This window comes from Streptomyces sp. NPDC048473, from assembly GCF_043200155.1.
Classification (GTDB): domain Bacteria; phylum Actinomycetota; class Actinomycetes; order Streptomycetales; family Streptomycetaceae; genus Streptomyces.
Window position 1 is genome coordinate 1 of sequence record NZ_JBICXE010000057.1, and the last position, 23,657, is coordinate 23,657.

Consider the following 23,657-nt stretch of genomic DNA (forward strand, 5'->3'; position numbering starts at 1 on the left):
CGCCGACCAGGCAACGGCCGAACGAACGAACCTGAAACCCCGTCAACCCGCCCTGACCAGCTGATCAGCACCCCCCGCACGCCGGGGGAACCTCATTCTGATTACCGGCAGTCAAAGAGATCGACCCGGCCGCCTTCGACGGACCGTCGTCACACCTGATCTGGCCCGAGATTCTTGAACTGTGGTACTGGTGATCGGCCAACTGAACTGCTTCCACAGAAGTATCACGAGGCATCCCAGTCACGCAGGTCACGATCTACAGCTGGAGTACGAAGCCGTCAAGGTGGAAGAGCACAGCCCTGCCGCCGATAGTCGGATGCGGGGCTGGTGAGCGTGACCGTATCCTCACGCGGGTGGCCAGCTTTGAGACTCATCGTCGACGCGTGCACGACACGAGCCAACCCGTTCGTGCTCGTCATGCCGCGTTCCGGACGTGCGTCGTCGCTTTCGCCCCATATGGATTTCGCGCCACGTATCACCACCTATGTCGCAGCGCACGAATTCCTGCTGATCTGGAGAAGGACCCGGCCTCGCTGGTCCGCGCCATGGCGGAGCTTCACGCGGCCCGCCAGCATTGGCTGGCGGACGAGGCCGCCTTCGTGGCTCGCCGTCGGCAAGAGAAGGCCACTGGACTTCGCCATCCCAGGAGCGATGGCAGCTGGCGGGACAAGGGACGCGGTTCACAAGGCAGCCTGGCCTACTGCCCCAATCCGGAATTCCACCCCACCGAACCGCTCCCGGAAGTTGTGGAACGCATACTCCGTTCCGTCATCCCGCCAACAGCAGCGTCCTCGTTGTGCCGTGCCTGCGGCATGGACAAGGAGACGACTCGTTGGAGGTCCGGGCACTTCCTGCACCAGCTATGCACACGATGCGGGGTGAGTCTCAGCGCGCACCCGACCGCCGCCGACCGGAAAGTTCTTCTAGCTCGAGCCGAGCGCTGGAATGAGATTTGGAGGCGCGCAGCCTGAGCAAGATCACTGCATCGCCGCCACCCCTGTCCTGGAAGCGACGTTGAACAGGTGTCGCAGAGCCTGGGCATGCCCGTCTCCATTCTCGCGTCGCCGCCGATAGTGGGCGTTGGCACCCTTGAAATGAGTGAGGGTGGCAAAGGCCCAAAGGTATCCAGCGGGCGAGCGGTGGACCCTTCCCTCTTCCAACTCCTTGACCAGGCTCAGATAGCGCTGGTTCAGCTCACACCTGGCCAGAAACCGACCTGTCCCAAAGGACACTAGAACCCCCGCGTGCCCCCTCCTGCAGTGGAGCGCTCCAATTCCATATGAGGGGGCACACCCATGCGCATCCTGCGCTCCAGCGCCACCACAAAAGCCGCCGCAGCCGCAGCCCTCAGCGCCCTGCTCGCCACCGGAGCAGCCGCCGGACCCTCCGCTGCCGCCCCGAAGACTGCGGCCGTCCAGAAGGACCAGCTGCGCACCGTCTTCACCGCCGGCGCCAAGTCCACCGTCCGCTACACCCGCACCAGCGGCTACATCAGCGCCGACTACGAGATCACCTTCTGGCAGGGCGCCTTCCTCGTCGGAACCCTCTCCGGGATTTACGTCGAGTCCGAGCGCCTCAACGTCAAGTCGAACACGTGGAAGCGCCAGTGGACCATCAAGGCCACCAGCGCAACCGGCGCCGCCCGGGGCGGCGTCACCACCCTAGTCAAGGTCAACTGCGGGCGCGGCTCCACGGCCTGCACCTCCACCGGCCCCCAGACCAAGCGCATCCGCGCCGGCAGTACCGTCACCTTCGGCTTCAACATCACCAGCCGCGGAAACAAGATCCTCACCCACAAGCCGGTCCTCAACGTCACCACCACCGCCCCCGGCTACAGCCCCGTCGTCGGAAACGTCGCCGCGATGCGCACCGTCCGCTGCGACAGCGAGAAGATCACCAACGGCGGCAAGCGCGGCTGCGTCTACCCCGCCGTCGTCCCGAACTTCTCCATCTCCCGCACCAACCCCGTCTGGGGCGAGATGGCCCGCCACGTCTACGCCGCCGGACACACCCTCAAGGGCCGGCCCGGCTATGCCAAGCCCCTGCACTGGACCACCAGCACCCTGGCCAAGAAGAACCGGGGCAAGTCCTGCCCCTCCAGCCTGCACCGCCCGCGCGGCAAGCAGTGCGACGAGTACCCCTACGCCTCCGTCCAGGAAGGCGGCGGCAACAAGGGCCTCGGCAAGAAGTGCAACACCATCGACCCGAACGCCACCCAGAGCTGTCGCATGATCGACAAGGACGATAACCACAAGGGCGGTGGCCAGCTCACCAAGTTCTACAACGAAAACCGGATCATCGCCTACAAGTCCGGCAACAAGATCATCGGTGACGCGTTCTTCTCCAAGATCCCCTAAGGGGCCGCGTGCGGTTCCCCTACGCTGGGCTGTGACGTCCTGCCGCGGCGCACAGGAGGCTGCATGCTGCCCGAGACCGAGCTGACGATCCTGGTCCGCACCTGCTACGACCGGCCCAAGGAGTGGGAGCGGTTCCTTGAAGCCCTCACCCGGCCGGACGCCTCCGGCGAGGAGGCGATCGACCAGGTGGACATCCTGGACGATCCCGCCTACGCCGGTATCGGCGTGGCACGGCTGCTGGAGTTGGTGGATCGGGACGAGGACGGCTGGCCGCAGCACACCGTCCTCCTGGTCGTGGACGAGGAGGCGCTTCGCGGTGAGCTGCTGGCGCTGGCGGTGTGCAACCAGCCGCACGAGGACGATCCGCTGCCGGCGACCGAGTCGGAGGAACCGTTCCGGATCACGCCCGGGCTGCTGGCCTCGTTCGCGACGGACATGAACCTCGCCAACGCCGACTTCTTCGAGATCCGGCGCGACGTCGCGGAAGACGGCGTGCTGCGAAAACGGTAGGGGGAGTCTGGCACAGGCCTGTGGGCCCGTACGCGGCGGCGTGCGGGCCCACAGGCGGAGTACCTCTTCCAGGTGTGGCCGCGAAGTAGTACCCGATGCGAGACGCCAGGTCGTACTTCGTTCGCCCGGGCGCGCGGGGGGATGACCGCGGGAGCAAGACCGACACCATCAGCAACGTTCACCTGGAGCACGCCGCAGCACCAGAGCCCGAAGTCGGCACCACGGCCGTCGAGGAAGCGTGGTCTTGTCATCTGCGCGATGTGCGGCGACCCGATGAACGGGCCTGCGTTGTTCAGCCGCGAACGGGGCACCAGGGGCAAGCCGGTTCACGGATCATGTGATCCACCGCCACGCCTGAGCGGTCAAAGCGGCCGAAGCCTCCACGGCAGCCAGTTGCGACGCGTCACCGCGCAGGTACCTCTCCCTCGGGGCCGACCCATCGTCAGCCTGAATCGAGCTGTCGTGCACCCAGTGCACGGCCCAGCCCGCGGAGCGCTGCACCGTCCGCTACAGCGACGGTTCGACCGCGGAGGCGAAAATCCCCCATCGCAAGCAGGCCCTGGCGGCGAAGAAGGCGGCAGGGTCCAGGTGACGCTCGCCGAACATCGCATCAAGGGAACATGACGAAGCCCTTCCGTCATGGAAGGAAGGGCTTCGTGAGGGAGTGCTGGGCAGGCCTTGCACCTGCATTTCCCCACGGGAAGCGGGGCGTCTTTCCTTGGACCACCAACGCAGCGCCAGTCACCGCGAGTTGCGGCGAACTGTCAAGATCAACTATAACGCAGGCGGGCCGTCGGCCGGGCCCGGCCGACGCGGCAACGGTTTGCCGAGATTCCGGCTCCGGCGCAAGGACCTGCTGTCGAACGGCGCTGTCAGTGGGGCGCGGTAGCGTCGGGATTGTTCGAGATCACGGGGTGAGAGGGGTGAATTCGTGGGTGTCAGGCATGCGTTGAGCGTCGTCCTGGTCGACGTCAACGACGAGGTGGTGACGGCCTGGCGGTCCGCGTTCGCGGACACGCCGGAGGTCGAGATCAGGCGGGGTTCCCTTCTCGATGTGGACGCCGACGCCTGGGTTTCCCCCACCAACGAGCGTGGCCGGATGGACGGTGGGGTCGACGCCGTCGTCAAGCGGTACCTCGGTGCGGGCATCCAGGTGCGGGTGCAGCGGGCGATCCGCGACCGGTTCGGCGGACGGCTGCCGGTGGGCAGCGCGGTGTGCGTCCCGTCCGGGGCGGACGTACCCCGGTACCTGATCTCGACGCCCACCATGCGCCAGTCGTCGCAGAACGTCAGCGACACGATGAACGTGGCCCTGGCCTGCGCGGCCGCCTTCCAGGCGGTGCATCTACAGAACCGGGCGAAGCCGGGCAGCATCCGGTCGGTGGCCCTCGTCGGGATGGGCGCGCAGACCGGGCAGGTGCCCGCGAAGGTGTGCGCCAACCTGATGTGGACGGGCTACACCCTCTTCCACGACCACGGTTTCGCGGACTACGACGAGTTGCGGGCCGCCGTACTGGGGCAGCTCGACGACATCGAGGGAGCGGGGTCCGCACGGCGGGTCCGGATCAACGTGCCGCAGCGGCCTTCCTTTCGTCACTGACCCGACGACCTCGCAGGCCGGTGCCGCCCAGGGCGCGGACACCGGCGACGACCCTGCCGCATCTGTTCAGCATGCCGGGGCGCCCGTGGAGGCGTCCGGTTCGAGTACCGGGAGTTCCACCCTCGTGAGTGATGTCGACGTGACGGCCGCGGGCGATGCCGGTTCCCCGGCCGGGGATCCGCTGGGACTGGCCGACCTGTTCACCGGTGGCGGCGAGCCGTGGCTGCCGCTGCTCGGACCGGTGATCGAGGCGCAGCCGGGAGCCGCCGACTTCATCGGCCCGAAGCGCAGCCCGGAGGTCGTTCCGGTGCGCGAGCTGACGTTCCAGGCGTTGAAGCCGCATCCGCCGGAGAAGTGGAAGGTGGTCGTCTTCGGACAGAACCCCTATCCGCGGGCGGAGAGTGCGACCGGCATCGCGATGTTCGACAACACCTTCAACGACTGGAAGGACAGCCAGTTCGGCCGGGTCGTCAGCATCCGCTGCCTCATCAAGGCGGCCGCGATGTGGAAGTACGGCATCGTCAAGAAGACCCCGATCGCCGACGTCCGCGCCCTGCTGAAGAAGGAGGACACGGTTCAGCCGCCCGAGTGGTTCCAGGCGATGCTCACCCAGGGTGTGCTGCTGCTGAACGCGTCCCTCACGGCGAGCGTGGACGGGGCGATGGCGACCGATCGGCACACGTCGTTCTGGCGCCCCGTGGCCGAGCAGATCGTCGAGGAGATCCTCCGGGCGAAGCAGGACGCGGTGGAGGAGGACGACCGGGGGGTGGTGTTCGCCTGGTGGGGCGCGCACGCCCGGAGTCTGAAGAGGGTCGTCCAGCGGCTGGAGAAGAAGTACCCGGGGGTGCAGGTCCGTCACCTGGACCACGCCAATCCGGCCGCGCAGGGGGATCTGTTCTGCGAGGGCGACCACTTCGCCCAGGTGAACGACGCCCTGGCGGCAGTGGGGGCCGAGCCGGTCGACTGGCTGCCGCGGAAGGGCTGGGACCAGGGGACGGGCGGGGCCGGCGGGCCGGAGGACGGTGGTGTCGCGCAGCGGATGGGGGCGTTCATCGCGTCCACGATGGAGTTGCACCAGCTGTATCTGGAGCGGCTCACCAGCGTCAAGGACGAGGGCCTCGTCCTGCCGCCCGTCACCGGGGTGTTCGACACGCCGCTGATGGACTTCCGGAAGGCCGTCGAGCCGGTCTCGCGGGCGCTCGCGCACCTGGATCGGCATATCGATCTGTCGAGCCGTTTCGGGGAGACGAAGGCCGAGGAGGCAGCGCCCGCGGGCGCGCTGTCCGGGGAGGCCGCAGGCGCCTTGTCGGCCGACGCGATCTCGGCCCTCTACCTGTACACGTGCGAGTCGGGCTTCTACCGCGAGATCAACGCCGTGCTGCGCTTGTCGGACCGCGAGCGCGTGGTGCCGTACCTGCCGTACCTGCGGTTGCTGTTCTCGGCGATGGAGGCGTTGCCGGCGCAGACGCGGCCGCTGTGGCGTGGTGTGGCGCTGGATCTGCGGTCCCAGTACCCGCTGGGGCGGACGGTGACGTGGTGGGGGGTGTCGTCGTGCACGTCCGAGCTGGGTGTGGCGCGCGCGTTCCTTGGCGGGCGTGGCCGGCGGACGCTGTTCGAGGTGAAGCCCGCGCGGGCGGTGGGGATCCGGCGGTTCTCCGCGTTCACGGGTGAGGAGGAGTACATCCTCGCGCCGGGGACGCAGCTGAAGGTGACGGAGGTGAAGGCCGAGCGTGGGGGTCTGCGCACCGTGCGGCTGACCGAGCTGGAGGGGGCCGGCCTGGTGTCGTAACGTCCCCGGGCCGGGCATACGAGCGCTCCGTGGCGGGCCTGAGCCGTGCCGTGGAAGAGGACTGGAAAAGCCGTACCTCGCCTTTCACTCTGACCTGGACGGAACTCGAAGTGCCGCGCAACGGCTGAGGGCGGCAGAGGCGGGTGTGCCGGGGGCTTCGGCTCAGCGGGTGGCGTCGTATCCGGTGCGGCCGGACCGGGCGGGGACGTCGGCGTCGGCGGACCGGGGGATGGCTCGATCGACGGTGCAGCTGGCGCCGAGGGCGGGACCGCTGGCGGGGCAGCCTCTGGCGGTGCGGCCCTGACCGAAGCCCTCTCGCCCTCACCCTGGTCATCTCCCTGGTCGGCGGGGCCCGGCCCACACTCCGCCGGCAGGCCACCGCACTCCGCACACCAGCGGGATACGAAAGCCCCCGCCCAACTGGGCGGGGGCTTCGGCGTGTTTTAGCTTCCTAAAATAGGAAGCACAAGGGTGGCTGCTCACGCCGCTTCATACCGGTGCGCCCGACCGCCGCGCCATTCAACCCAGTGCGGGTCGTCGAGGAGATCCCAGGCGTCATCGAGGCCGGCACGCCTCAGGAACTCGACGAGGTCACGGTCATCATGGGCGACCCCTGCGATCTGTCCGTTGATGGCGACATTGCGCCCGCCCGATGGGGACAGGTCGTGGACGACTACCGGCGCGCTCATGCTTTCAGGGTGGCCCGGGGTGACGGCGGGCGCATCCGGCTGGCCCAGGTGCGCAGGTCCCGGTCCGGCGTGAGGATCGGAGTGCGGGCGGCGGCTGTAGGTTCTCGCGGTTCGTGTCCTATTCAGAGGCTGTGAGCTGCGGCTGGCCCCGGTGTCTCACGCCGTGTCCAAGCCAGCCAGTCTCACGGTTGCGTCCGAATCCCCGGACCGGCCACGAGGAGCAGGCGGCTGACCCGCAGGAGGCCATCCACAGGACATCGCCCCCCTCCCTGGAATCTGACGTCCGCGCCTGGGTAAAGCCAGTGGAACGAGAACTCAACCCCGTTCACCTGGACCGAAACAGCCGATGAGATCCTCGACTCCCTCGCCCGCTCCTGCCAACGGATCTCCGGCGCAGGAGACCAGTAGGACCCTGTCAGGTCGCTCCGGCTCTTGAGTTTTGGATGGTGGTGGGCGGTGACGCTACGGGGCCGCCCCGTGCGGCCGCAGTCGCACGAGGCTGCCCGGGCGCTTCAGCTGAGTTGTGCCTCAGCGAAAAGCGGCGATGCTACGGGCGACCCAGTTGTTGAAGGGGCGCGGAGCGCGACCGAGGACTCGTCCCACGTCCGAGCTGATCCGCAGTTCGGCGGGGTTCGGGGCGGAGATGATGTCCAGGGTGTCGTCGGCGAGCTCCGGCGGCACGAACTGGGTCATCGCGGCTTTGGCCTCCTCGCGGGTGAGTTCGTGGAACCGCACCGCCGAGCCGAGCGCGGCGGCGATGGCCTCCGACTGCTGACGGGGCGTGATCACCTCGGGCCCGGTCAGCTCGAAGATTCCGCCGGTGTGCTGGTCGTCCAGCAGGCAGGCCGCCGCGACCTCGGCGATGTCCGCCGGGTCGATGATCGGAACCCCGACATCGCCGAAGGGTGCGGCGACCGTCCCTTGCGTGCGGACGGACTCCGCCCACGCCAAGGCGTTGGAGGCGAAGCCGCCCGGCCGTAGGACGGCCCAGTCCAGGCCGGACTCTCTCAACGCGTCCTCCACCGCGCGCATCGCGATCCGCGACGGGCCGAGCGGCCTGGTCGCCACGCCCTGCGAAGACAGCAGGACGACTCGGCGGACCCCGCTGGCAGCAGCCAGGTCGATAATGTCGGTCGGCCTGGCTTCGGGTGCGTGCAGGTCGCCGGACAGCAGGAGGAACAGCGCCTTCGCCCCGTCCAAAGCGGGGGTGAGGCCCTGCGGCTCGGCCAAGTCAGCCGGCACGTGCCGGACCCCGTCCGGCATTGCCGCCGCGTGCCGTGACACCGCCGTCACCTGCTCGCCCGCCTTGGCCAGGGCCTGCGTCAAAGGCTGGCCCACATTCCCGGTAGCCCCGGTCACCACGATCATGTTCAGCTCCTAGTCCGTTGTGCACTGCGGCAATTGACGCTAGGAGGCAGGCTTACTTTTCGTAAGAACACACCCAGAGGTAAGCTCCGGACATGAGGGAAGGTGCGCAGCTGACGCAGGCCGAGGCGGGCAATCGGTATGAGGTGTTTCACACCGACTGCCCTGCGCGCGACGTGGTCGACCACGTGACCAGCAGGTGGGGTATCTGGGTGCTGATCTCCTTGCGGAGCACCGACCTTCGGTTTTACGAGCTGCGCGACAGCATCCAGGACATCAGCGAGAAGATGCTCGCTCAGACACTGCGCGCACTGGTCCAGGACGACCTGGTCTGGCGGAAGGTCGAGCCGACGACGCCACCCCAAGTCACCTACGGGCTGACTGAGTTCGGCCAGGACGTCGGTGCGCCGCTGACAGACTTGTTCGACCGGATCACAGAGCGGCTGGCAGCCAGCGGGGCGTCCGCCACGGAGCGGCTGAGCGCAACAGGTCAAGCGAAGCAGCTGACCACCCCAGGCCCTCAACAGCTTCATCATCTCGACGACGAACACTGACCGTGACAGCAGAAAGGTTCATGCGTACCCCCAGCACGGGCCAGTGGCAAAAAAGGCCGCGCCACCAAGACACTGTCCACGGAGGGCCCGTCCCACGTGTGGCTCACTCCAACGAGTGAACAGGCTGCCCAGCCAGTCTCAGTTCCGTGGCCGATCGGCCACGGAATGGCCACCGGCCGTGAGATTCGGCCAGCCAATCTGAGATCCCACAGCTGTAGGATCTCGCGGCTCGTGTCATAGAGCATTGCGCTGACCAGCAGGTTCCTGATCTGTCTCAGGACGTTGCCCTATGCCTCTGTCTCACCTCCCATGGCATTTCCTCGCGGGGCGACACGAGCGTGCGGGATGATTGGGCGGTGCAGCTCCCCTACGTCTACCGCGTCACCAAGTACGACCCCGCCGACCGTGACGAACACGGGTATTACACCGGCAGTGAGGAAACCGTCAACGATCACGGCGAGGTCGAGGCGTCGTGTCTTCAGGCGGTCGGCCCAGTGGGGAGCCGCCGCACGTCCCGCACGAGCGTGTATGAAGCGCCGAGGAAGATCACAACTCCAGCCACGAGCCAGAGGACCGACGCCCCAGAGCGGTACTCACGAACGGCAAAAACGAGCAGCATCACGCTGGCAAGGACGCCGAAGGCCGAGATCAGAGCACTGATGCGGTTAGTCACACGGACATCATCAACGACAACCTCGGCCAGCGGAAGTGATCCAAACGAACCGGCCTAGATGACACTTGGTCGAGATAGTTGTCACTGGCCAGGGCTGTGCCGTCCGGCGGCCGCTGGAGCGAAGCGGAAGATGACCTTGGATGGCTGGTGGGCGTGACCACTAGACCGCAAGGCGCCGCCCGTTCTTGTCAGACGGCACCATCAGCGGCCCACCCGCGGGCTTCAGGGAATCGGCGGTGCGAGGTATTCGAGGGAGTAGCCGTCGCCGTTGCGGGTTACGCGGCCCACTCCGGGGGAGTCCAGGTGGGCGCCGGCAACGAAGTGATGTGGCTTGGTCAGTTGTTCCATGAGGGCGAGGCGGGCTTGGCGTGCTTGCGGCTGGTCGCCGTCCAGTTCCCATGATGTCTTGGGCTGGTCGAATTGCAGGGAGGGCACGTGCACGGTGCCGCCCCAGACGGGGAGATGGCCGGTGCTGCTGCTGATGTCGTAGATGGTGTGGCCGTCGGTGTGCCCGGGGGTCGGGATGGCAGTAACTCGGTCGTTGACCGCGACCTGACCGGTGACGGGGACCACGCGGTCGCGGACCGATTCGAGGCGACCGGTGAAGACGGATGTGTCGCCTGCGCCGATCCAGATACGTTGCAGCGAGGGGAACGCCTCGGTACCGTCGGGGGCGATGAGGCCGTTGACGTGGTCTTCGTGGTTGTGGGTGATCGCCACATCGGTGATGTCCGCGCGGTGGATTCCGGCTTCGTCCAGGGCGTCCAGGAGCGATCCCATGGTGGAGTGCCAGGCGTTGGACGCCCCCGTGTCGATGAGGACGGACTGCGTGCCGTCGGTGATGAAGAAGGCGTTGACCGGCAGGCGCAGATTGCTGTCGATCAGAGCGACCGTGTCGGGCAGCTCGTCCAGTGGTTGGTTGTTCTCGTCGCGCAGCCGGGTCGGTGGCATGTCGACGTAGCCGTCGCGCAGTGAGACGACCTTCAGGTCGCCGAACTCGAAGACGGCGTGGTGGGGTCCATTCGAGATGAGGCGCATGAGATCTCCCGTGTCGGTGGTGAGTGATGGCTGAGGGCCGGCTTGCCCCTCGCTGGTGGGCGCGGTTCCTATGCCGTGAGGTGCAGAAGGCAGTCGCGGGTGGCAGCGCTCAGGGCGCCTTTGGTTGGTCGTTCTTGGTTGTGATCGTTGTCAGGGCTCCGATGGCGGCCAGTGCCGCGACGACGATGCCGAACACGGTGGTGCCAGCGGTCAGTCCGGCTGCGTCGCTGAGGTAGCCGTCGGCCACCGGCAGCGTTCCGGCGAGAAGATAGCCGCCGGCTGTCAGCGCCGCGTTCGCTTCACCGAGGCGGGCTGAGGGCACGACAGCGGCCAGGGTGGAGAGGCCGCCCAGCTGGGATGCGCCCTGACCGAACCCGGACAGGACCGCCGCGGCCAGCAGCAGCGGCACCGAAGTGGTCACGACCGCGGAGATCAGCGCTGCCATTGCGGCCATGGTCAGCGCCGCGCCCAGGTTGAACAGCGTCGGTACCGGCAGTCGGCGCACCGCGAACTGGATGCCGGTGGCTGCTGCGAACAGTACGAAGATCAGGCCGCCGGACATCAACCGGTTGTCCGTGTGGAGGAGTTGGGCGAGCAGGGACGGGCCCAGGCTCAGCACGAACCCGGTGGCGGTGATCGCCGGGGCGAAAACGGCCAGGCTGACCAGCAGGTCGCGGCGGTTTGCTCGTGGCGCGGAGGGGATGCGCAGCAGCCGTTGCTCCGGACGGCCGCCACTCTCCGCCTTGCGAGGCAGCGGCATACGCAGCACCAGGAGCACGGCGATCAGCAGCAGAACGAGCTGCAGGACGAACACCATCGCCGCCGGGTAGGGCAGGGTCTGGGAGAGCACCCCGGTCAGCAGGGGCCCGAAGGCCGCGCCGGCCACCATGGACGTCGAAGCGATCAGACCGCCCAGCTTCTTCTCGCCGTCCGGTGCCAGGTCGGAGACGGCGGCCATACCGGCCGACAGGATGGCGCCCACCGATATGCCGCTGAGCACACGGGCCAGCCCCAGAACGGCCACCGAGTGGGCGGTGATGAACAATGCCGTCGCCACCAAACCGAGCAGCAGACCCGGCAGGAGCACCGGACGGCGTCGGTACCGGTCGGCCAGCGAGCCTGCCAAGGACAGGGTCAGCACCAGCCCCGCGATGTACCCGGCGTAGATCAGGGTCAGCGTGGCCGCGCTGAAACCGATCCGGTCCTGCTACAGCACATACAGCGGGGTCGGCTCGTTCGACAGCGCCATGGCGGCGACCACCGGCCAGGCAGCCAGCCACATTCAGCGGCGCGACACCGTTCGCGGACCAGACGACGTGCCCGCCGGGGCGAGCCGGGCAGAAGTTGTCGGAGAAGGGGATGTGGGCATGAAGATGCTCCGGAACTGACGACGCGGGCAGGGGAAACGGGGGCGGGCTATGCCGGGTTGCCGACGGTGTTGCGCAGCGACCCCAGGCCGGTGATGGCGCATTCGACGACGTCACCTGGTGCGAGGAAGCGGGGCGGGGTGAAGCCGATGCCCACGCCCGTGGGGGTGCCGGTGGCGATGATGTCGCCGGCCCGCAGAGTGATTCCGGCGGAGATGTTGCTGATCAGCTGAGGGATGTCGAAGATCAGGTCGGTGACCGGAGCTTTCTGCCGCGGCTTGCCGTTCACGTGCGAGGACGCCTCCAGTCGCGTGGGATCGCCGACCTCGTCGGCGGTGACGGCCCAGAGGCCCATCGGGGCGAAGGTGTCCAGGGACTTGCTGATCGTCCACTGCTGCCCCTCGCGCTGCAGGTCACGGGCCGTGACGTCGTTGATGATCGTGTAACCCCACACGTGCTCCAGGGCCTGGTCCCGGTGGATGCCGCGGCCGCCGCGCCCGATGATGACGGCCAGCTCCGCCTCATAGTCCAGCTCGGACGTGATGGCGAGGTGCGGGTCGATGTCGTCGAAGGGCCCGGTCACGGACGTGGGGACCTTGGAGAAGACCACCGGTACCGGCGGGATGTCCGTGGACCGGTCGGGGTGGTCGTAGCCGGAGCGGCCGAACTCCTGCACGTGATCACGGTAGTTCTTGCCCACCGCATACAGGTTGCGGGGCACCGGGATCGGCGCGCACAACCGCGGTTCGGCCACCACCGCCAGCTCGCCGGCCGCGGCGATAGCGGGACCCAGGACATCCCAGTCGTCGATCACCTGGAGCAGGGTGCGGTCGCCGACCACACTGCTCAGGTCGCTGACACGGGCGTCGTCACCGACGCGCCCGATCGCCGTGCGCCCGGCATGGGTGAACGTAGCCAGCTTCATGACTCCGCCTCTTTCACGTGTGTGCGGCTGCGGGCCGGGTTTGGTTACGGCTGGGGAGCCCAGGTGCCGTCGAGGGGGACACCGGCGGCTGCGGCGATCCGGTCGCGGGATGCGAGCAGGCGGGTGCGCAGCGCGGGGAGGTCTACGCCGACCAGGGCCCCGTCGCGCTTGACCACCCGGCCGGCGACCAGGACGGTGTCGACGAGTCCGGGGTGTCCGGCGCTGACGAGGGAGCCGACCGGGTCGGTGACCGGGAAGACGGTCACGTCGTCGGTGCGCAGCAGGATGATGTCGGCGTCCTTGCCGGGGGTGATGCTGCCGGTGCGGTCCTCAAGGCCGCAGGAGGCTGCGGCGTCGATGGTGGTGAACTCGACGAGGTCGCGGGCGCGCAGGCCGCCGTCCAGGCCGCGTTGGGCGGCGAAGGCGGCGCGCATCGCGGCGAACATGTCGCCGCCGACGGAGGGGACGACGTCGATGGACAGGGTGGGGCGAAGTCCGGCGGCCAGGGCCCGGCCCGTCATCGGCGCGCCGAAGCCCATCTTGAGTTCGACGTCGGGGCTGACGGAGAGGGAGCTGCCGGCATCGGCGAGCATCCGCAGTTCCTCGTCGCTGAGGCCGTTGCCGTGGACGAAGGTGGTGGTGTCGCGCAGCAGGCCGTGCTTGTGCATGTCCGCGACGGGGCGCTGGGTGCCGTCGGATCCGGTGTGCAGGCTGGTGCGCAGGCCGAGTTCGCCGGCGAGCTGCACCTCGCGGGCGAGGGTGTCCATGCCGGTGTCGTCGGCGCCGCGCAGGCCGAAGGCCATGGTGACCAGTCCGTTTCCATTAAGTCCGGACCGGACGCGGCGGATGTCGTCGTCGACGGGGCGGGGCGTGGCCCATCCCGCGCCGAGGCAGAAGATCGACCGCGCGGGCGCTTCGCGCAGCGCGGCGATGGCGGCGTCCTCGTGCTCGTGGTCCTGGGCGACGTGGTACCAGTCCAGCATGGTGGTGATGCCGGAGTGCAGGGCCTCCAGGCGGCCCAGGAGAGTGGCCACGTAGACGTCCTCGGGCGTGTAGTGGGCCTTGACGGTGCCGTGCATGGCCGTGGCCCACTGTCCGAAGGTCCAGTCCGCGCCGATACCGCGGAAGGCGGTCTGCCAGTTGTGGCGGTGGTTGTCGACGAAGCCGGGCATCACGATCCGCTCGCGTGCGTCGATCACTTCGGCGTCCGGAGCATCGATGTGCCTGGCCACCTCGGTGATCACGCCGTCCTCGATGAGGACGTCACCGCGGTCGTAGTCGCCGACGGCCGGGTCCATGCTGACCACGGTGCCGCCGGACAGCAGAATCTTCTTCATGGGGGCTCCTTGCTGTACGGGTGGTTCACGAGAGCTTCTTCGTAGAGGAGTTGGGCTGCCTTGGGGGCTGCAACCCCAGGGGGTCAGACCGTCGTGGACTGTGTGAGGACGGCGTCGGCGGCGGCGAGCGCGTCGGCGACCAGGTCGTCGGTGTCCTCTGTTCCTGCTGCCAGGCGGACCAAGCCCGCCGGGACGGCGTCGGTGATCTGGTCGTCGCTGAGCATTCCGGCCCACATGGAGGCCGGGTGCACGGCGAGGGATTCCACACCGCCGAGGCTGGCCGAGCGGCGGGGGTAGCGCAGTCGGGACAGGAAGGCGTCGGCCATCTCGTATCCGCCGGTGAATTCGACGCTCAGTACTCCGCCGAATCCGTTCATCTGGTCGGCGGCCAGCTTGTGTTGGGGGTGGGTCGCCAGGCCGGGGTAGTGCACGCGTGTCACCGCCGGGTGGTTGCTCAGTGCCTCGGCGAGGGCGAGGCCGTTGTCGTTGTGCCGCGGAACGCGCAGCGGCAGGGTGCGCATGCCCCGCAGCAGCAGCCATGCGTCGATGGGGCCGAGGGTGGCGCCTGTGAGCAGGCTGGTTTCCCAGATCCGGTCCAGGATCTTCACCGGTCCGGCCAGCACTCCGGCGGAGACGTCGGAGTGGCCGTTGAGGTACTTCGTAGCGCTGTGCCAGACCACGTCGATGCCGAAGTCCGCCGGGCGCTGGTTCAGCGGGGTGGCGAAGGTGTTGTCCGCCAGGGTCAGCACACCGTGGGCGCGGCCCAGGTCGGCAACGGCGCGCAGGTCGGTGATCTGCAGCAGCGGGTTACTCGGTGTCTCCACCAGGATCAGCCGGGTCTTGGAGGTGAGGGCCTTCTCGAATTCCTCGGGGTCTCTTTGGTCGACCAGCGTGGTGGACACGCCCAGGCGCGGCAGCAGGTTCAGCAGGACCGAGGCCGTGCCGCCGTAGGTGGACTTCTGTCCGATGGCATGGTCGCCGGAGGACACCAGGGCGAGCACCGCCGTGGTGATCGCGGCCATGCCGGACGCGGTGACCATCGCGCCCTCGGTGCCCTCCAGTTCCGCGACGACGGCGGCGGCCTGGGCGTGGTTGGGGTTGCCGAAGCGGGTGTAGAAGTCCTGGCCCCGCGGCTCGACGGCGCCGGCGGCGAACGTGGTTGCGTCCTCGGCCGAGAACGCCGCCGTTTGGTAGATGGGCGGCGCCACGGCGCGGCTGGGGTGGGTCTCACGGTCGGTGTGAATGGTGACGGTGCTCTTGCCCGGCATGGCTGGCCCTTCGGGAATTCGATGCTATGTCTGTATCCAGCATGGCCGCTTGTGACGCCGACATGACCTGGCTGCCAGCAATTTTGGCAAGATCTTGCGCTAATATGCGGCATTCATTTGTGCTACAGATGCCCTGCAAGCAATATTCTGCTGTCATGGATGAAGTGGACCGGTCGATCCTGGCCGTACTCGAACGGGATGGCCGTATCAGCAACAACGAGCTCGCCGCCCGGGTCGGGCTGACGCCCTCACCGTGCCTGCGGCGCGTACGGCAGCTGGAGGAGACCGGGGTCATCCGCGGCTACCGGGCGCTGATCGACCCGGCGGCGGTCGGCCGCGGGCTGCGCGTCTTCGCGGGGGTGCGGCTGATGCGGCACACCCGCGCGGACGTGGTCGCCTTCGAGGAACAGGTGATGGAGCTGCCGGAGGTGATCGCCTGCCACCACATCACCGGCAACTTCGACTACCTGTTGCAGGTGGAGGTCGCCGACCTGCCCGCCTACGAGGACTTCCACGCCAATCAGATGGCCGCACTGCCCGGCGTCGCCACGGTCAACAGTTTCGTCATCATGAAGACACTCGACACCGCATGACAGCCCCGCTGCCAGCGTCGGCCCATTGTCACGGTCGCCTGGTGACCAGAGCTGGTGGGTGTCGCGCGGGCGCGGGCGGTCGGGCTGTCACGCGGTGATGGAGCCGCGGATGCACACGGTGGTGGCGCCGCTGACCCAGACGGTGCCGTCCGGATCGGCGGTGATCTCGATGCTGGCGGCCCGCCCCAGCCGGGTGCCCTGGGAGACCCGGTAGGTGGAGGGTGCGCCGCCGGTGGCGGTGAGCCACTGCCCGACACCGGCATTCATGCTGCCGCATGCGGGGTCCTCGGGAACGCCGGCCCCAGGGGCGAAGGTGCGCATCTCGAAGTGATGCCCGGATCCCTCGGGGTAGGCCCCGATCGCACCGACCATCGCGGTCGGGATGAGGGACAGGTCGGGCTCGAGGGCGAGGACGTCCTGGGCGGTGGCCAGCTGGACCACCGCCCAGCCGGGCCCGTTGTCCACCCACTGGTGGGCCAGCACCCGCTCCCGGGTGATGCCAAAGGCGTCGACGATCTGGTCCAGATAGGCGTCGTCGAGCACGCCGTCGCGCACCCTGGGCGGGGCGGCGAAGGAAAGCGAGCCGTCCCCTCGGCGCACGGTGACCAGGCCCGCAGCGCACTCCTGCACGATCCGGTCGGCGTGCTGTGGCGTGCCGCCACCCTCCAGCCAGGCCCGCGCGGAACCCAGGGTGGGGTGCCCGGCGAACGGCAGCTTGCCCCCGGGCGTATAGATCCTCAGCCGGTAGTCCGCCTCCGCGGCAGTGGGGGGCAGCACGAATGTGGTCTCGGACAGGTTCGTCCAACGCGCCAGGCGCTGCATCTCCTCATCTGTCAGGTCCGTGCCGTCCAGGACGACCGCGACCGGATTGCCGCCGTAGGGAAGCGTGGAGAACACATCGACCTGCATGAACGAACGGGTTCGCGACATGGTCATCAAGAGCCTTTCGTATCAGTGCCAGCGGATTCGGCGTCCATCCCAGCTGGCGAGCGTGGGACCGGTACAGGGCCACTCGCAACGCAGTGGCCCGCCCAACCTCCTCGCGTCCGTCGCCCCGACCGACGTCGAACCCCTCCACCACTTCATGAGCTAGTGTCCTGCGCCGGAGATCCGTTGGCAGAAGCGGGCGAGGGAGTCGAGGATCTCCTCAGCCGTCTTGCTCCAGGTGAATGGTGTTGGGTTTTCGTTCCACTCCTTGACCCAGGCTCGGATGTCGGCTTCCAGGGAACGCACGCTTTTGTGGGAGCGGCGGCGGATCTTCTGGTCGGCGAGGAAGCCGAACCACCTCTCCACCTGGTTGATCCAGGACGAGCCAGTGGGGGTGAAGTGCAGGTGGAATCGGGGGTGTTTAGCCGGCCATGCTCTGATGGCGGGCGTCTTGTGGGTGCCGTAGTTATCGCAGATCAGGTGGATCTGGAGGTGCCCGGGAACCTCCTTCTCGATCTTGATGAGGAACTTCTTGAACTCCGCTGCCCGGTGCCGACGGTGCAGCGAGGTGATGACCTCGCCGGTCTCGACGTCGAAGGCCGCGAAGAGGGTGGTCAGACCGTTACGGATGTAGTCGTGGGTATGACGCTCGGGCATGCCCGGCATCATCGGCAGCACCGGCTGAGACCGGTCCAGCGCATGGATCTGCGACTTCTCGTCCACCGACAGCACCACCGCCCCTTCGGGCGGATTGAAGTACAGCCCGACCACGTCGTAGACCTTCTCCACGAACAACGGGTCCGTCGACAGTTTGAAGGTGTCCGTCAGATGAGGCTTGAGATGGAACTTCCGCCAGATTCGGCCCACGGTCGACTTCGACAGCCCACTGCGGTCGGCCATCGACTTGCGCGACCAGTGGGTGGCATTCTTCGGCAGCTCCTCCAACGTGCTGACCACGACCGCCTCCACCTGACCGACGCTGATGGCGGGCGGCCGGCCCGGCCGGGGCTCGTCCACCAACCCGTCCAGCCGGGCAGCCAGAAACCGCCGACGCCACTTGCGGACCGTATCCGCCGCTACCCGCAGATCCCGCGCCACCACAACAATCGGCGGAACGTCAGGACCTGCACACGCCAGCACGATCCGCGCCCGTAACGCCACCGCCTGCGCAGACGTCGCCCGCCGGGCCCAACGCTCCAACACCGCACGCTCGTCAACGGACAACAACTATGGTTCCAGCTTCGGACCACGACGCGGTGCGGGCACACCCGCAGAAACACTCATACAGGAACTAACGATGGATCTCCGGCGCAGGCCACTGGCCGGAAACCGCACGGTTCCGCCGGAGCTGTGAGGTTGAGCCGACGCACGATAGTTGTCACATAGTCAGGCTTGTTGTCACTTCGAGTCGGCGCCCGGCTCTTGCTGGAAGTCGCCGGGTGGCTTTGTACGTGACCGCGGAACGCGGGAGTCATTTCGATGTGGCTGCGGGAGTCACTGGCTGAGCGAGTTTGCGATGTCAGTTTGCTCTGATGTCACCAGGGGGCTTGCGGCGTTCGCCTCCCGCCCGCGTGACTGGTTTCGGGTTGTCTGTCCCGGCCGCCGTCCGTGGGCCGTACAGGTCATCGAGTGCCGCCGTTCGATGGATGCGGCGGTCGGGTCCGATGCGGCTGTCGTCCGGCTGGGACATCTACCTTGCGGGCGTGCCGGGGGATACGCCCCGGCCCGAAGAGGAACCCGGTGTCGTGCGGGTTTTGAACCGCTTGTCCGTCGTTCACCTGAGTGATTGCAGGAAGGACCCTCGACGTGTCTGATCCCGTTGTCCTTATCACGGGCGCGCTTACCGGTATCGGCCGCGCCACCGCCTTCGCTTATGCCCGTCAAGGCGCGAACCTTGTGGTCTCCGGCCGCCAGGAGGACGTGGGTGAGCAGCTTGCCGGGGAGCTCTCCGGCCTCGGCGCCCCGGCCGGGTTCGTGCGTGCCGACGTCCGCTTCGATGCCGATGTGAAGGACCTCGTCGACCGTGCGGTGGCACGGTTCGGGCGGATCGATGTCGCCTTCAACAATGCCGGCACCGAGGGAACACCCGGCCCTGTCACCGAGGTGACCGACGAGGGTTATCAGGCCACCTTCGATACCAACGTCAAGGGAACGCTGCTGTGCCTGAAGCACGAGTTCCGGGTCATGAGGGAACAGGGCGGCGGCAGTATCGTCAATGTCGGCTCCACCTTCGGCCTGATGGGTTATCCCGGGGCGACCTTGTACGTCGGGAGCAAGCACGCCGTCGTCGGCATCACCAAGGCGGCCGCACTCGAAGGCGCTGCTCACGGTATCCGGGTCAACGCGGTCGCGCCCGGCTACACCCGTACCGCTATGTATGACCGGTTCACCGGCGACGACACGGCTCGTGCCGCGGTCGATTCGGTGCTGCCCATGCACCGGGCGGGTACCCCGGAGGAGATCGCCGAGGCCGTCCAGTTCCTGGGTTCGGACAAGGCGAGCTACGTCACCGGGCACATCCTCCTTGTCGACGGCGGCCTCATGGCGGGCGGGCCCCTGTTCCCGAGCTCGTGAATCGCGAGGTCGTCGCAGGCCGTGCCGGCCTCGGCGGCGCGGTGCCTGCTTGACGGGTTGTTCCGGTTCTCATCATGCCCAAGCGGCCGGCCTCGCAGCACACGAGCGACATCAAGAGTCGGTTCTGGCACACATTCCGTGAAAGATCTTGCTGGTTCTCGCCAGCAGAAGCCGCGCGTGTCGTGTGAGCTGCGCGGACCACGCGTCACCGGGGTCCGGTGAGGCCGGACTCAAGATCGCTCACGGAATGTGTGCCAGAACCGAAGATTTGACGGCGCTTCGGTGCCCGCCCACTCGTCAGCTGTCTCGAAGAGCTTTGGGCCCTCTGGGGACGTGGGCCGGGCTGGAGCGATGACCGCATCCCTGCCCGGCCTCGCCCGTTCTTGTTCTTTCACTGCTCTAATGGTGTGTCAGACGAACAGCGGGCGCTGGCTGCGTGGCACGCAAGGTTCGTCTGGCACTCCCTGACAACCCCGCGAGAATGCCGCATTTGCTGGAGTTCGCGTCGAATTGGCTCTCAGGGAATGTCGGGCACACAGACGATGCTGTCAGTTCGCAGGGTTCCAGACACGTACGATGCCGTCTCGGCCCGCCGTCAGCACGACCTGGCGACCATCCGCCGGTGTAATCGCCACGGTCCAGATCTCGCCGCGGTGTCCGGCCAGTGGCGCCCCGGCCTGTCGGCCACCGGCAAGATCCCAGATCCGCGCCGTCCCATCGTCGCTGCCCGTCACCGCGAGTGCCCGACCGCCGACCACGGCGGCGTCCAAGGCGGAAATACGGTCCTCATGACCGGTGGGCAGATTCCCGACCAGCCCGCCGTCAACCGCGTCCCAGATCCATATCTCGCCAGCATCGGTCGTCGCCAGCACGACTGGACGGCCACCGACCTCGGACAGCGCCACAGCGTGGACCATCCCGTCGGCAGACCACTCGTGAATCAGGTCTGCAGACTCAAGATCCGTGACCACAACTGTGCTGCCGCCGCCCGACACCACGACCGTGCGCCCACCGAGCCGCCCCGTCACGAGACCGCACATGTCGTCTTTGTGCCCGGGAAGCTCCTGCGGCGTCTGCTCCTCCGTGAACTCGTCATCCGAAGGGCCCCACGGCTCCACCTCGGGATCCGACGGATCCCATGCCCACACCTCGGGCGCGCCCGCACCCGCCACGACAACCGTGCGTCCATCCAACCGAGTCATGGCAACCGCGTGAGAACAGGTGTGAAACTCCGACGGGGCATTGAGCAGATCACCGCTTATCAAATCCCACAGGCCCGGACCCTGATGCTGCCCGCCCGCAGCGAACAGCACCCGCCCACCGACGACGTCTACGGCCACATGCCTGAAGTCCGGGTACACAGGAATCCCGTACGACCCGTTGTCGAACTCCGCCAGCGGCCGCTTCAGCCACTCGTCCCCCAGCAGGTCCCATGTTCATACGTCGTTGCCATCGGCGCACGCCACCAGTGGACGCCCCTTCACATCGGCCACGGCGAAGTCGTCGAGATTCCCTCCGGACGGAATCATGCTGCTCTTGATCAACCGATTGCCAGTCATGCGGAACAGGCTAACTGGGCGGTGTGACAAGCCGAGTAGCGCCAATCGCGGCTGTGCGGCCGGTGCCTGGTTGCCCTGTTTCAGCCAAGTCCAGAGCTTCTGTGCGACATTCTGTGAGTTTGTCTGGGCCCTGCTGAGTTGTTGTCCCTGTGGTCAGGGGGTTCTTTTTTCGGGTGTTCTGCCGGCTTGTGAAGTAACTTCGGGATTTTTGAAGTGTTTTCGCCTTGTCCGGACGATCCGCAGTCGGGTCGAAGGTGAGGGGGTTCGGGTTGGCGGGGTTGGCGGTCGTGCGGGGCCTGCGTGAGCACTGGGCGCCCGCGAGCCCATGTGAGCTGTTCCGAGTTTCGTAGCGGCCGGTTGGTGTGTTTTCGGACGGCGTTCGTTGTCGCTTGTGATTGGTAGTGCTGGGCCTTGAATTCTTTGGGTGGGACGTAGTCGAGGGCGGAGTGCAGTCGCTTGGTGTTGTACCAGCCGACCCATTGGGCAACGGCGCGTTCGACCTGGTCGGCGTCTCGCCAGGGGCCGTGGTGCTCGATCAGCTCTGCCTTGAAGGAGCCGTTGAGTGCCTCGGCCGTGGCGTTGTCGTAGCTGTCGGCGACGGAGCCGACCGATGCGGTCGCGCCGGCCTCGATCAGCCGCTCGCCGTAGCGGATCGACACATATTGCGATCCGCGGTCGCTGTGATGAATCAGTCCCGAGCCCTTCTTGATTCCCCGCCGCCACAAGGCCATCTCCAGGGCGTCCAGCGGGAGGTCGGTCCGTATGTGGGTGGCGAGCTGCCATCCGGCGATCATTCGCGAGTACACGTCCAGGACGAAGGTGACGTGGACCCAGCCGGACCGGGTGCGGATGTAGGTGAGGTCGGCGACCCACAGCTGGTTGGGGCGGTGGGCTCTGAACTGCCGGTTGACCAGGTCCGGTGGTCGTGGGGCGGTTGGTTCGGGGATGGTGGTGCGGCGCCGCTGTCCGCGGATGGCGCCTTCCAGGCCGTCCTCGCGCATCAGTCGCTCGATGGTGCAGCGGGCCGCATGCGCGCCCTCACGCCGCAGCTGGCGGTGGACGCGGCGGGTTCCGTGGGTCTCGCCGGACGCGGCGTGGATCTGGCGGATGTGCTCAAGGAGCTGTTCATCGCGTCGGCGGCGGGCAGACTTCGGGCGTCTGAGGCGGGCGTTGTATGCCGAGACCGACAGGTCCAGTTCCCGGCAGACGAGCTCGACCCCGAAGTCGTCGCGGAGATGGTTGATCACCGCGTCGGCCTCGTGCGGGACTGGTCGAGCTCCTTTGCGAAAAACACGCTGGCGGCCTTCAGGATCTCGTTCGCCCGCCGCAACTCAGCAGCCTCTTTGCGGAGTTGGACAAGCTCCGCTCGCTCCGCAGAGGTGAGCAGATCGGGTCGGCTGCCCTGGTCGGCCTCGGCCTGGCGGACCCACAGACGCAAGGCTTCCTTGTGAATACCGAGGTCCCGGGCCACGTGGGCGACCGGACGGCCGGAGGTCTGTACTTCACGGACGGCTCGCTCGCGGAGCTCGTCGGGATACTTCCGGGGTGCAGGCATCGGACCTGTGTTTCCCATCTGCCACGACAATCATGCCTGGCTTCAGGGCCGCCACGGAATCCGGTTCAGCTCATCATGGCACCGGCACATCACCCTCGTCATGCTCGCCCTGGCCTTCCCGCCGTCGCCGCCGGCACGTGCCGACAGGCTCGCTGGATCCCAACGCAGGCTGAGCGGGTGCTTCACCCGCTCAGTCGGTCCGCGTCTTCTTCCTGCTGTGTTTCTGTCTTCTTGAGTTGATACAGCTCGGGCAGGGAGGCCTTGATCGGCTCTTGCGTGGTCCGTGCGATCACGACGACCACGGGCTCGTTCGGGTCGGGGTTCTCCTCTCGATGTGGGACGAACGGGGGGACGAGTAGGAAGTCGCCAGGATCGGCGGCGATCCGTACCTCCTGTATGCCGTTGTGGTAGACGAACACGGGGTGACCGCTGACCACGTAGATCCCCGCCTCCGATTCGCCGTGATGGTGGTTGTCCGTTGCGCTCAACGGCGGGTTCTCTACCAGGCCCATCCAGAGCTTCTTCGAGCCGACTGTGCCGCCGCTGATGGCGGCGTAGCCGTCCAACTCGCCGGACCGGACGTGGTGGACGCGGTTGCCCGGCGGCGCGCTGTCGGCGGTACTCAGTGCGGACCTGACGCCTTCGTGGGTGGTCATCGTGTGGCCTCCTGATTGTTTTCGAGGGCCTTTGGCCGGGCACCAGACTGCGACCACCGTGCCTGGAGCGACAACTATTGTTGCCGTAATGGCAACGAATTCCACCGGTACCCGGCGGGGCGGTAGCCGCCCCTCACCATCGGCCGGCGATCTTTTTGCGAACCCCAGCACAGCATCCGATCGCTGCGCTGGACGACCAAGACCAATCTCACCGATAACCGCTGTTCCGATGTTCCCTGTGAGTTGACCGGGAACCCACGGGTCCATCCCTCGGAATCAGGGCGACGGGCCCCCGAGTTCGTGCTGAAGGACCTTCAGTTT

Annotated in this window: 20 protein-coding genes and 1 pseudogene; 8 read left to right on the forward strand and 13 right to left on the reverse strand. The window is 67.3% G+C overall.

The genetic code is table 11. From position 1 onward, the window contains the following. Window positions 1-1,295: 1,295 nt before the first annotated feature. From ACGFU7_RS41955 to ACGFU7_RS41970, 4 genes are all read left to right on the forward strand, one after another. Complete coding sequence (locus ACGFU7_RS41955; protein WP_393703440.1) at window positions 1,296-2,357, forward strand: NucA/NucB deoxyribonuclease domain-containing protein; 1,062 nt, start codon at window positions 1,296-1,298, stop codon at window positions 2,355-2,357. A 63-nt stretch (window positions 2,358-2,420) separates the two neighbouring features. Continuing rightward, window positions 2,421-2,867 carry a DUF6924 domain-containing protein gene (locus ACGFU7_RS41960; protein WP_393703442.1) on the forward strand — a complete coding sequence of 149 codons (447 nt, stop codon included), beginning with the start codon at window positions 2,421-2,423 and terminating at the stop codon, window positions 2,865-2,867. A gap of 931 nt (window positions 2,868-3,798) precedes the next feature. Next, window positions 3,799-4,467 (forward strand): macro domain-containing protein, encoded by a 669-nt coding sequence (locus tag ACGFU7_RS41965; RefSeq protein WP_351197848.1) that lies wholly within the window; start codon window positions 3,799-3,801, stop codon window positions 4,465-4,467. A gap of 124 nt (window positions 4,468-4,591) precedes the next feature. Further along, complete coding sequence (locus tag ACGFU7_RS41970; protein ID WP_393703444.1) at window positions 4,592-6,256, forward strand: ADP-ribosyltransferase domain-containing protein; 1,665 nt, start codon at window positions 4,592-4,594, stop codon at window positions 6,254-6,256. Window positions 6,257-6,735: 479 nt separating this feature from the next. On the opposite strand, the gene ACGFU7_RS41975 is transcribed toward ACGFU7_RS41970, so the two are convergent. Both ACGFU7_RS41975 and ACGFU7_RS41980 read right to left on the reverse strand, forming a co-directional pair. Continuing rightward, window positions 6,736-6,945 carry a hypothetical protein gene (locus ACGFU7_RS41975; RefSeq protein WP_393703446.1) on the reverse strand — a complete coding sequence of 70 codons (210 nt, stop codon included), beginning with the start codon at window positions 6,943-6,945 and terminating at the stop codon, window positions 6,736-6,738. Window positions 6,946-7,473: 528 nt separating this feature from the next. Then, window positions 7,474-8,313, reverse strand: coding sequence for an SDR family oxidoreductase (locus ACGFU7_RS41980; RefSeq protein WP_393703448.1), 840 nt, complete (start codon window positions 8,311-8,313; stop codon window positions 7,474-7,476). Window positions 8,314-8,405: 92 nt separating this feature from the next. Between ACGFU7_RS41980 and ACGFU7_RS41985 the strand changes: the two genes are divergently transcribed. Both ACGFU7_RS41985 and ACGFU7_RS41990 read left to right on the forward strand, forming a co-directional pair. Further along, window positions 8,406-8,864, forward strand: coding sequence for a winged helix-turn-helix transcriptional regulator (locus ACGFU7_RS41985; RefSeq protein WP_393703450.1), 459 nt, complete (start codon window positions 8,406-8,408; stop codon window positions 8,862-8,864). A gap of 356 nt (window positions 8,865-9,220) precedes the next feature. Continuing rightward, entirely contained in the window at window positions 9,221-9,595 is a 375-nt protein-coding gene (locus ACGFU7_RS41990) for a hypothetical protein (protein WP_393703452.1), read from the forward strand. Window positions 9,596-9,759: 164 nt separating this feature from the next. Here the strand turns inward: ACGFU7_RS41990 and ACGFU7_RS41995 are convergent, their stop codons facing one another. The 5 genes from ACGFU7_RS41995 to ACGFU7_RS42015 form a co-directional block, all read right to left on the reverse strand. Further along, window positions 9,760-10,575 (reverse strand): MBL fold metallo-hydrolase, encoded by an 816-nt coding sequence (locus ACGFU7_RS41995; protein WP_393703453.1) that lies wholly within the window; start codon window positions 10,573-10,575, stop codon window positions 9,760-9,762. A 109-nt stretch (window positions 10,576-10,684) separates the two neighbouring features. After that, window positions 10,685-11,773, reverse strand: a complete 1,089-nt coding sequence (locus tag ACGFU7_RS42000; RefSeq protein WP_393703483.1) for an MFS transporter — start codon at window positions 11,771-11,773, stop codon at window positions 10,685-10,687. Window positions 11,774-11,991: 218 nt separating this feature from the next. Continuing rightward, a complete protein-coding gene (locus tag ACGFU7_RS42005; RefSeq protein ID WP_393703455.1) occupies window positions 11,992-12,867 on the reverse strand; it encodes a fumarylacetoacetate hydrolase family protein in 876 nt (291 codons plus the stop codon). A 44-nt stretch (window positions 12,868-12,911) separates the two neighbouring features. Next, the gene (locus ACGFU7_RS42010) at window positions 12,912-14,204 is read right to left on the reverse strand and encodes an amidohydrolase family protein (protein WP_393703456.1); all 1,293 of its coding nucleotides are present in this window, start codon (window positions 14,202-14,204) and stop codon (window positions 12,912-12,914) included. Window positions 14,205-14,287: 83 nt separating this feature from the next. Next, window positions 14,288-15,472: a trans-sulfuration enzyme family protein gene (locus ACGFU7_RS42015; RefSeq protein WP_393703458.1), complete on the reverse strand. Its 1,185-nt coding sequence runs from the start codon at window positions 15,470-15,472 to the stop codon at window positions 14,288-14,290. Window positions 15,473-15,627: 155 nt separating this feature from the next. On the opposite strand from ACGFU7_RS42015, the gene ACGFU7_RS42020 reads away from it, so the two are divergent. Further along, window positions 15,628-16,065: an Lrp/AsnC family transcriptional regulator gene (locus ACGFU7_RS42020; RefSeq protein ID WP_393703460.1), complete on the forward strand. Its 438-nt coding sequence runs from the start codon at window positions 15,628-15,630 to the stop codon at window positions 16,063-16,065. An 87-nt stretch (window positions 16,066-16,152) separates the two neighbouring features. Here the strand turns inward: ACGFU7_RS42020 and ACGFU7_RS42025 are convergent, their stop codons facing one another. Together ACGFU7_RS42025 and ACGFU7_RS42030 are read right to left on the reverse strand one after the other, a co-directional pair. After that, on the reverse strand, window positions 16,153-16,995 hold the full coding sequence (locus tag ACGFU7_RS42025) for a PhzF family phenazine biosynthesis protein (protein WP_393703461.1): 843 nt from the start codon (window positions 16,993-16,995) through the stop codon (window positions 16,153-16,155). 159 nt (window positions 16,996-17,154) lie between these two features. Continuing rightward, a complete protein-coding gene (locus ACGFU7_RS42030; RefSeq protein ID WP_393703463.1) occupies window positions 17,155-18,219 on the reverse strand; it encodes an IS630 family transposase in 1,065 nt (354 codons plus the stop codon). A gap of 579 nt (window positions 18,220-18,798) precedes the next feature. Here ACGFU7_RS42030 and ACGFU7_RS42035 point away from each other — a divergent pair. Continuing rightward, window positions 18,799-19,566, forward strand: coding sequence for an SDR family NAD(P)-dependent oxidoreductase (locus ACGFU7_RS42035; RefSeq protein WP_393703465.1), 768 nt, complete (start codon window positions 18,799-18,801; stop codon window positions 19,564-19,566). A 548-nt stretch (window positions 19,567-20,114) separates the two neighbouring features. Here ACGFU7_RS42035 and ACGFU7_RS42040 read toward each other — a convergent pair. The 4 genes and pseudogenes from ACGFU7_RS42040 to ACGFU7_RS42055 all read right to left on the reverse strand — a co-directional run bounded on the left by ACGFU7_RS42040 (window position 20,115) and on the right by ACGFU7_RS42055 (window position 23,336). Continuing rightward, window positions 20,115-20,927 (reverse strand): WD40 repeat domain-containing protein, encoded by an 813-nt coding sequence (locus ACGFU7_RS42040; protein WP_393703467.1) that lies wholly within the window; start codon window positions 20,925-20,927, stop codon window positions 20,115-20,117. A gap of 75 nt (window positions 20,928-21,002) precedes the next feature. Next, window positions 21,003-21,125, reverse strand: coding sequence for a hypothetical protein (locus ACGFU7_RS42045; RefSeq protein WP_393703468.1), 123 nt, complete (start codon window positions 21,123-21,125; stop codon window positions 21,003-21,005). A gap of 380 nt (window positions 21,126-21,505) precedes the next feature. Beyond that, window positions 21,506-22,680, reverse strand: a pseudogene (locus tag ACGFU7_RS42050) (IS3 family transposase); the annotation flags it as partial. A gap of 182 nt (window positions 22,681-22,862) precedes the next feature. Beyond that, window positions 22,863-23,336: a cupin domain-containing protein gene (locus ACGFU7_RS42055; RefSeq protein ID WP_393703470.1), complete on the reverse strand. Its 474-nt coding sequence runs from the start codon at window positions 23,334-23,336 to the stop codon at window positions 22,863-22,865. Window positions 23,337-23,657: the final 321 nt, after the last annotated feature.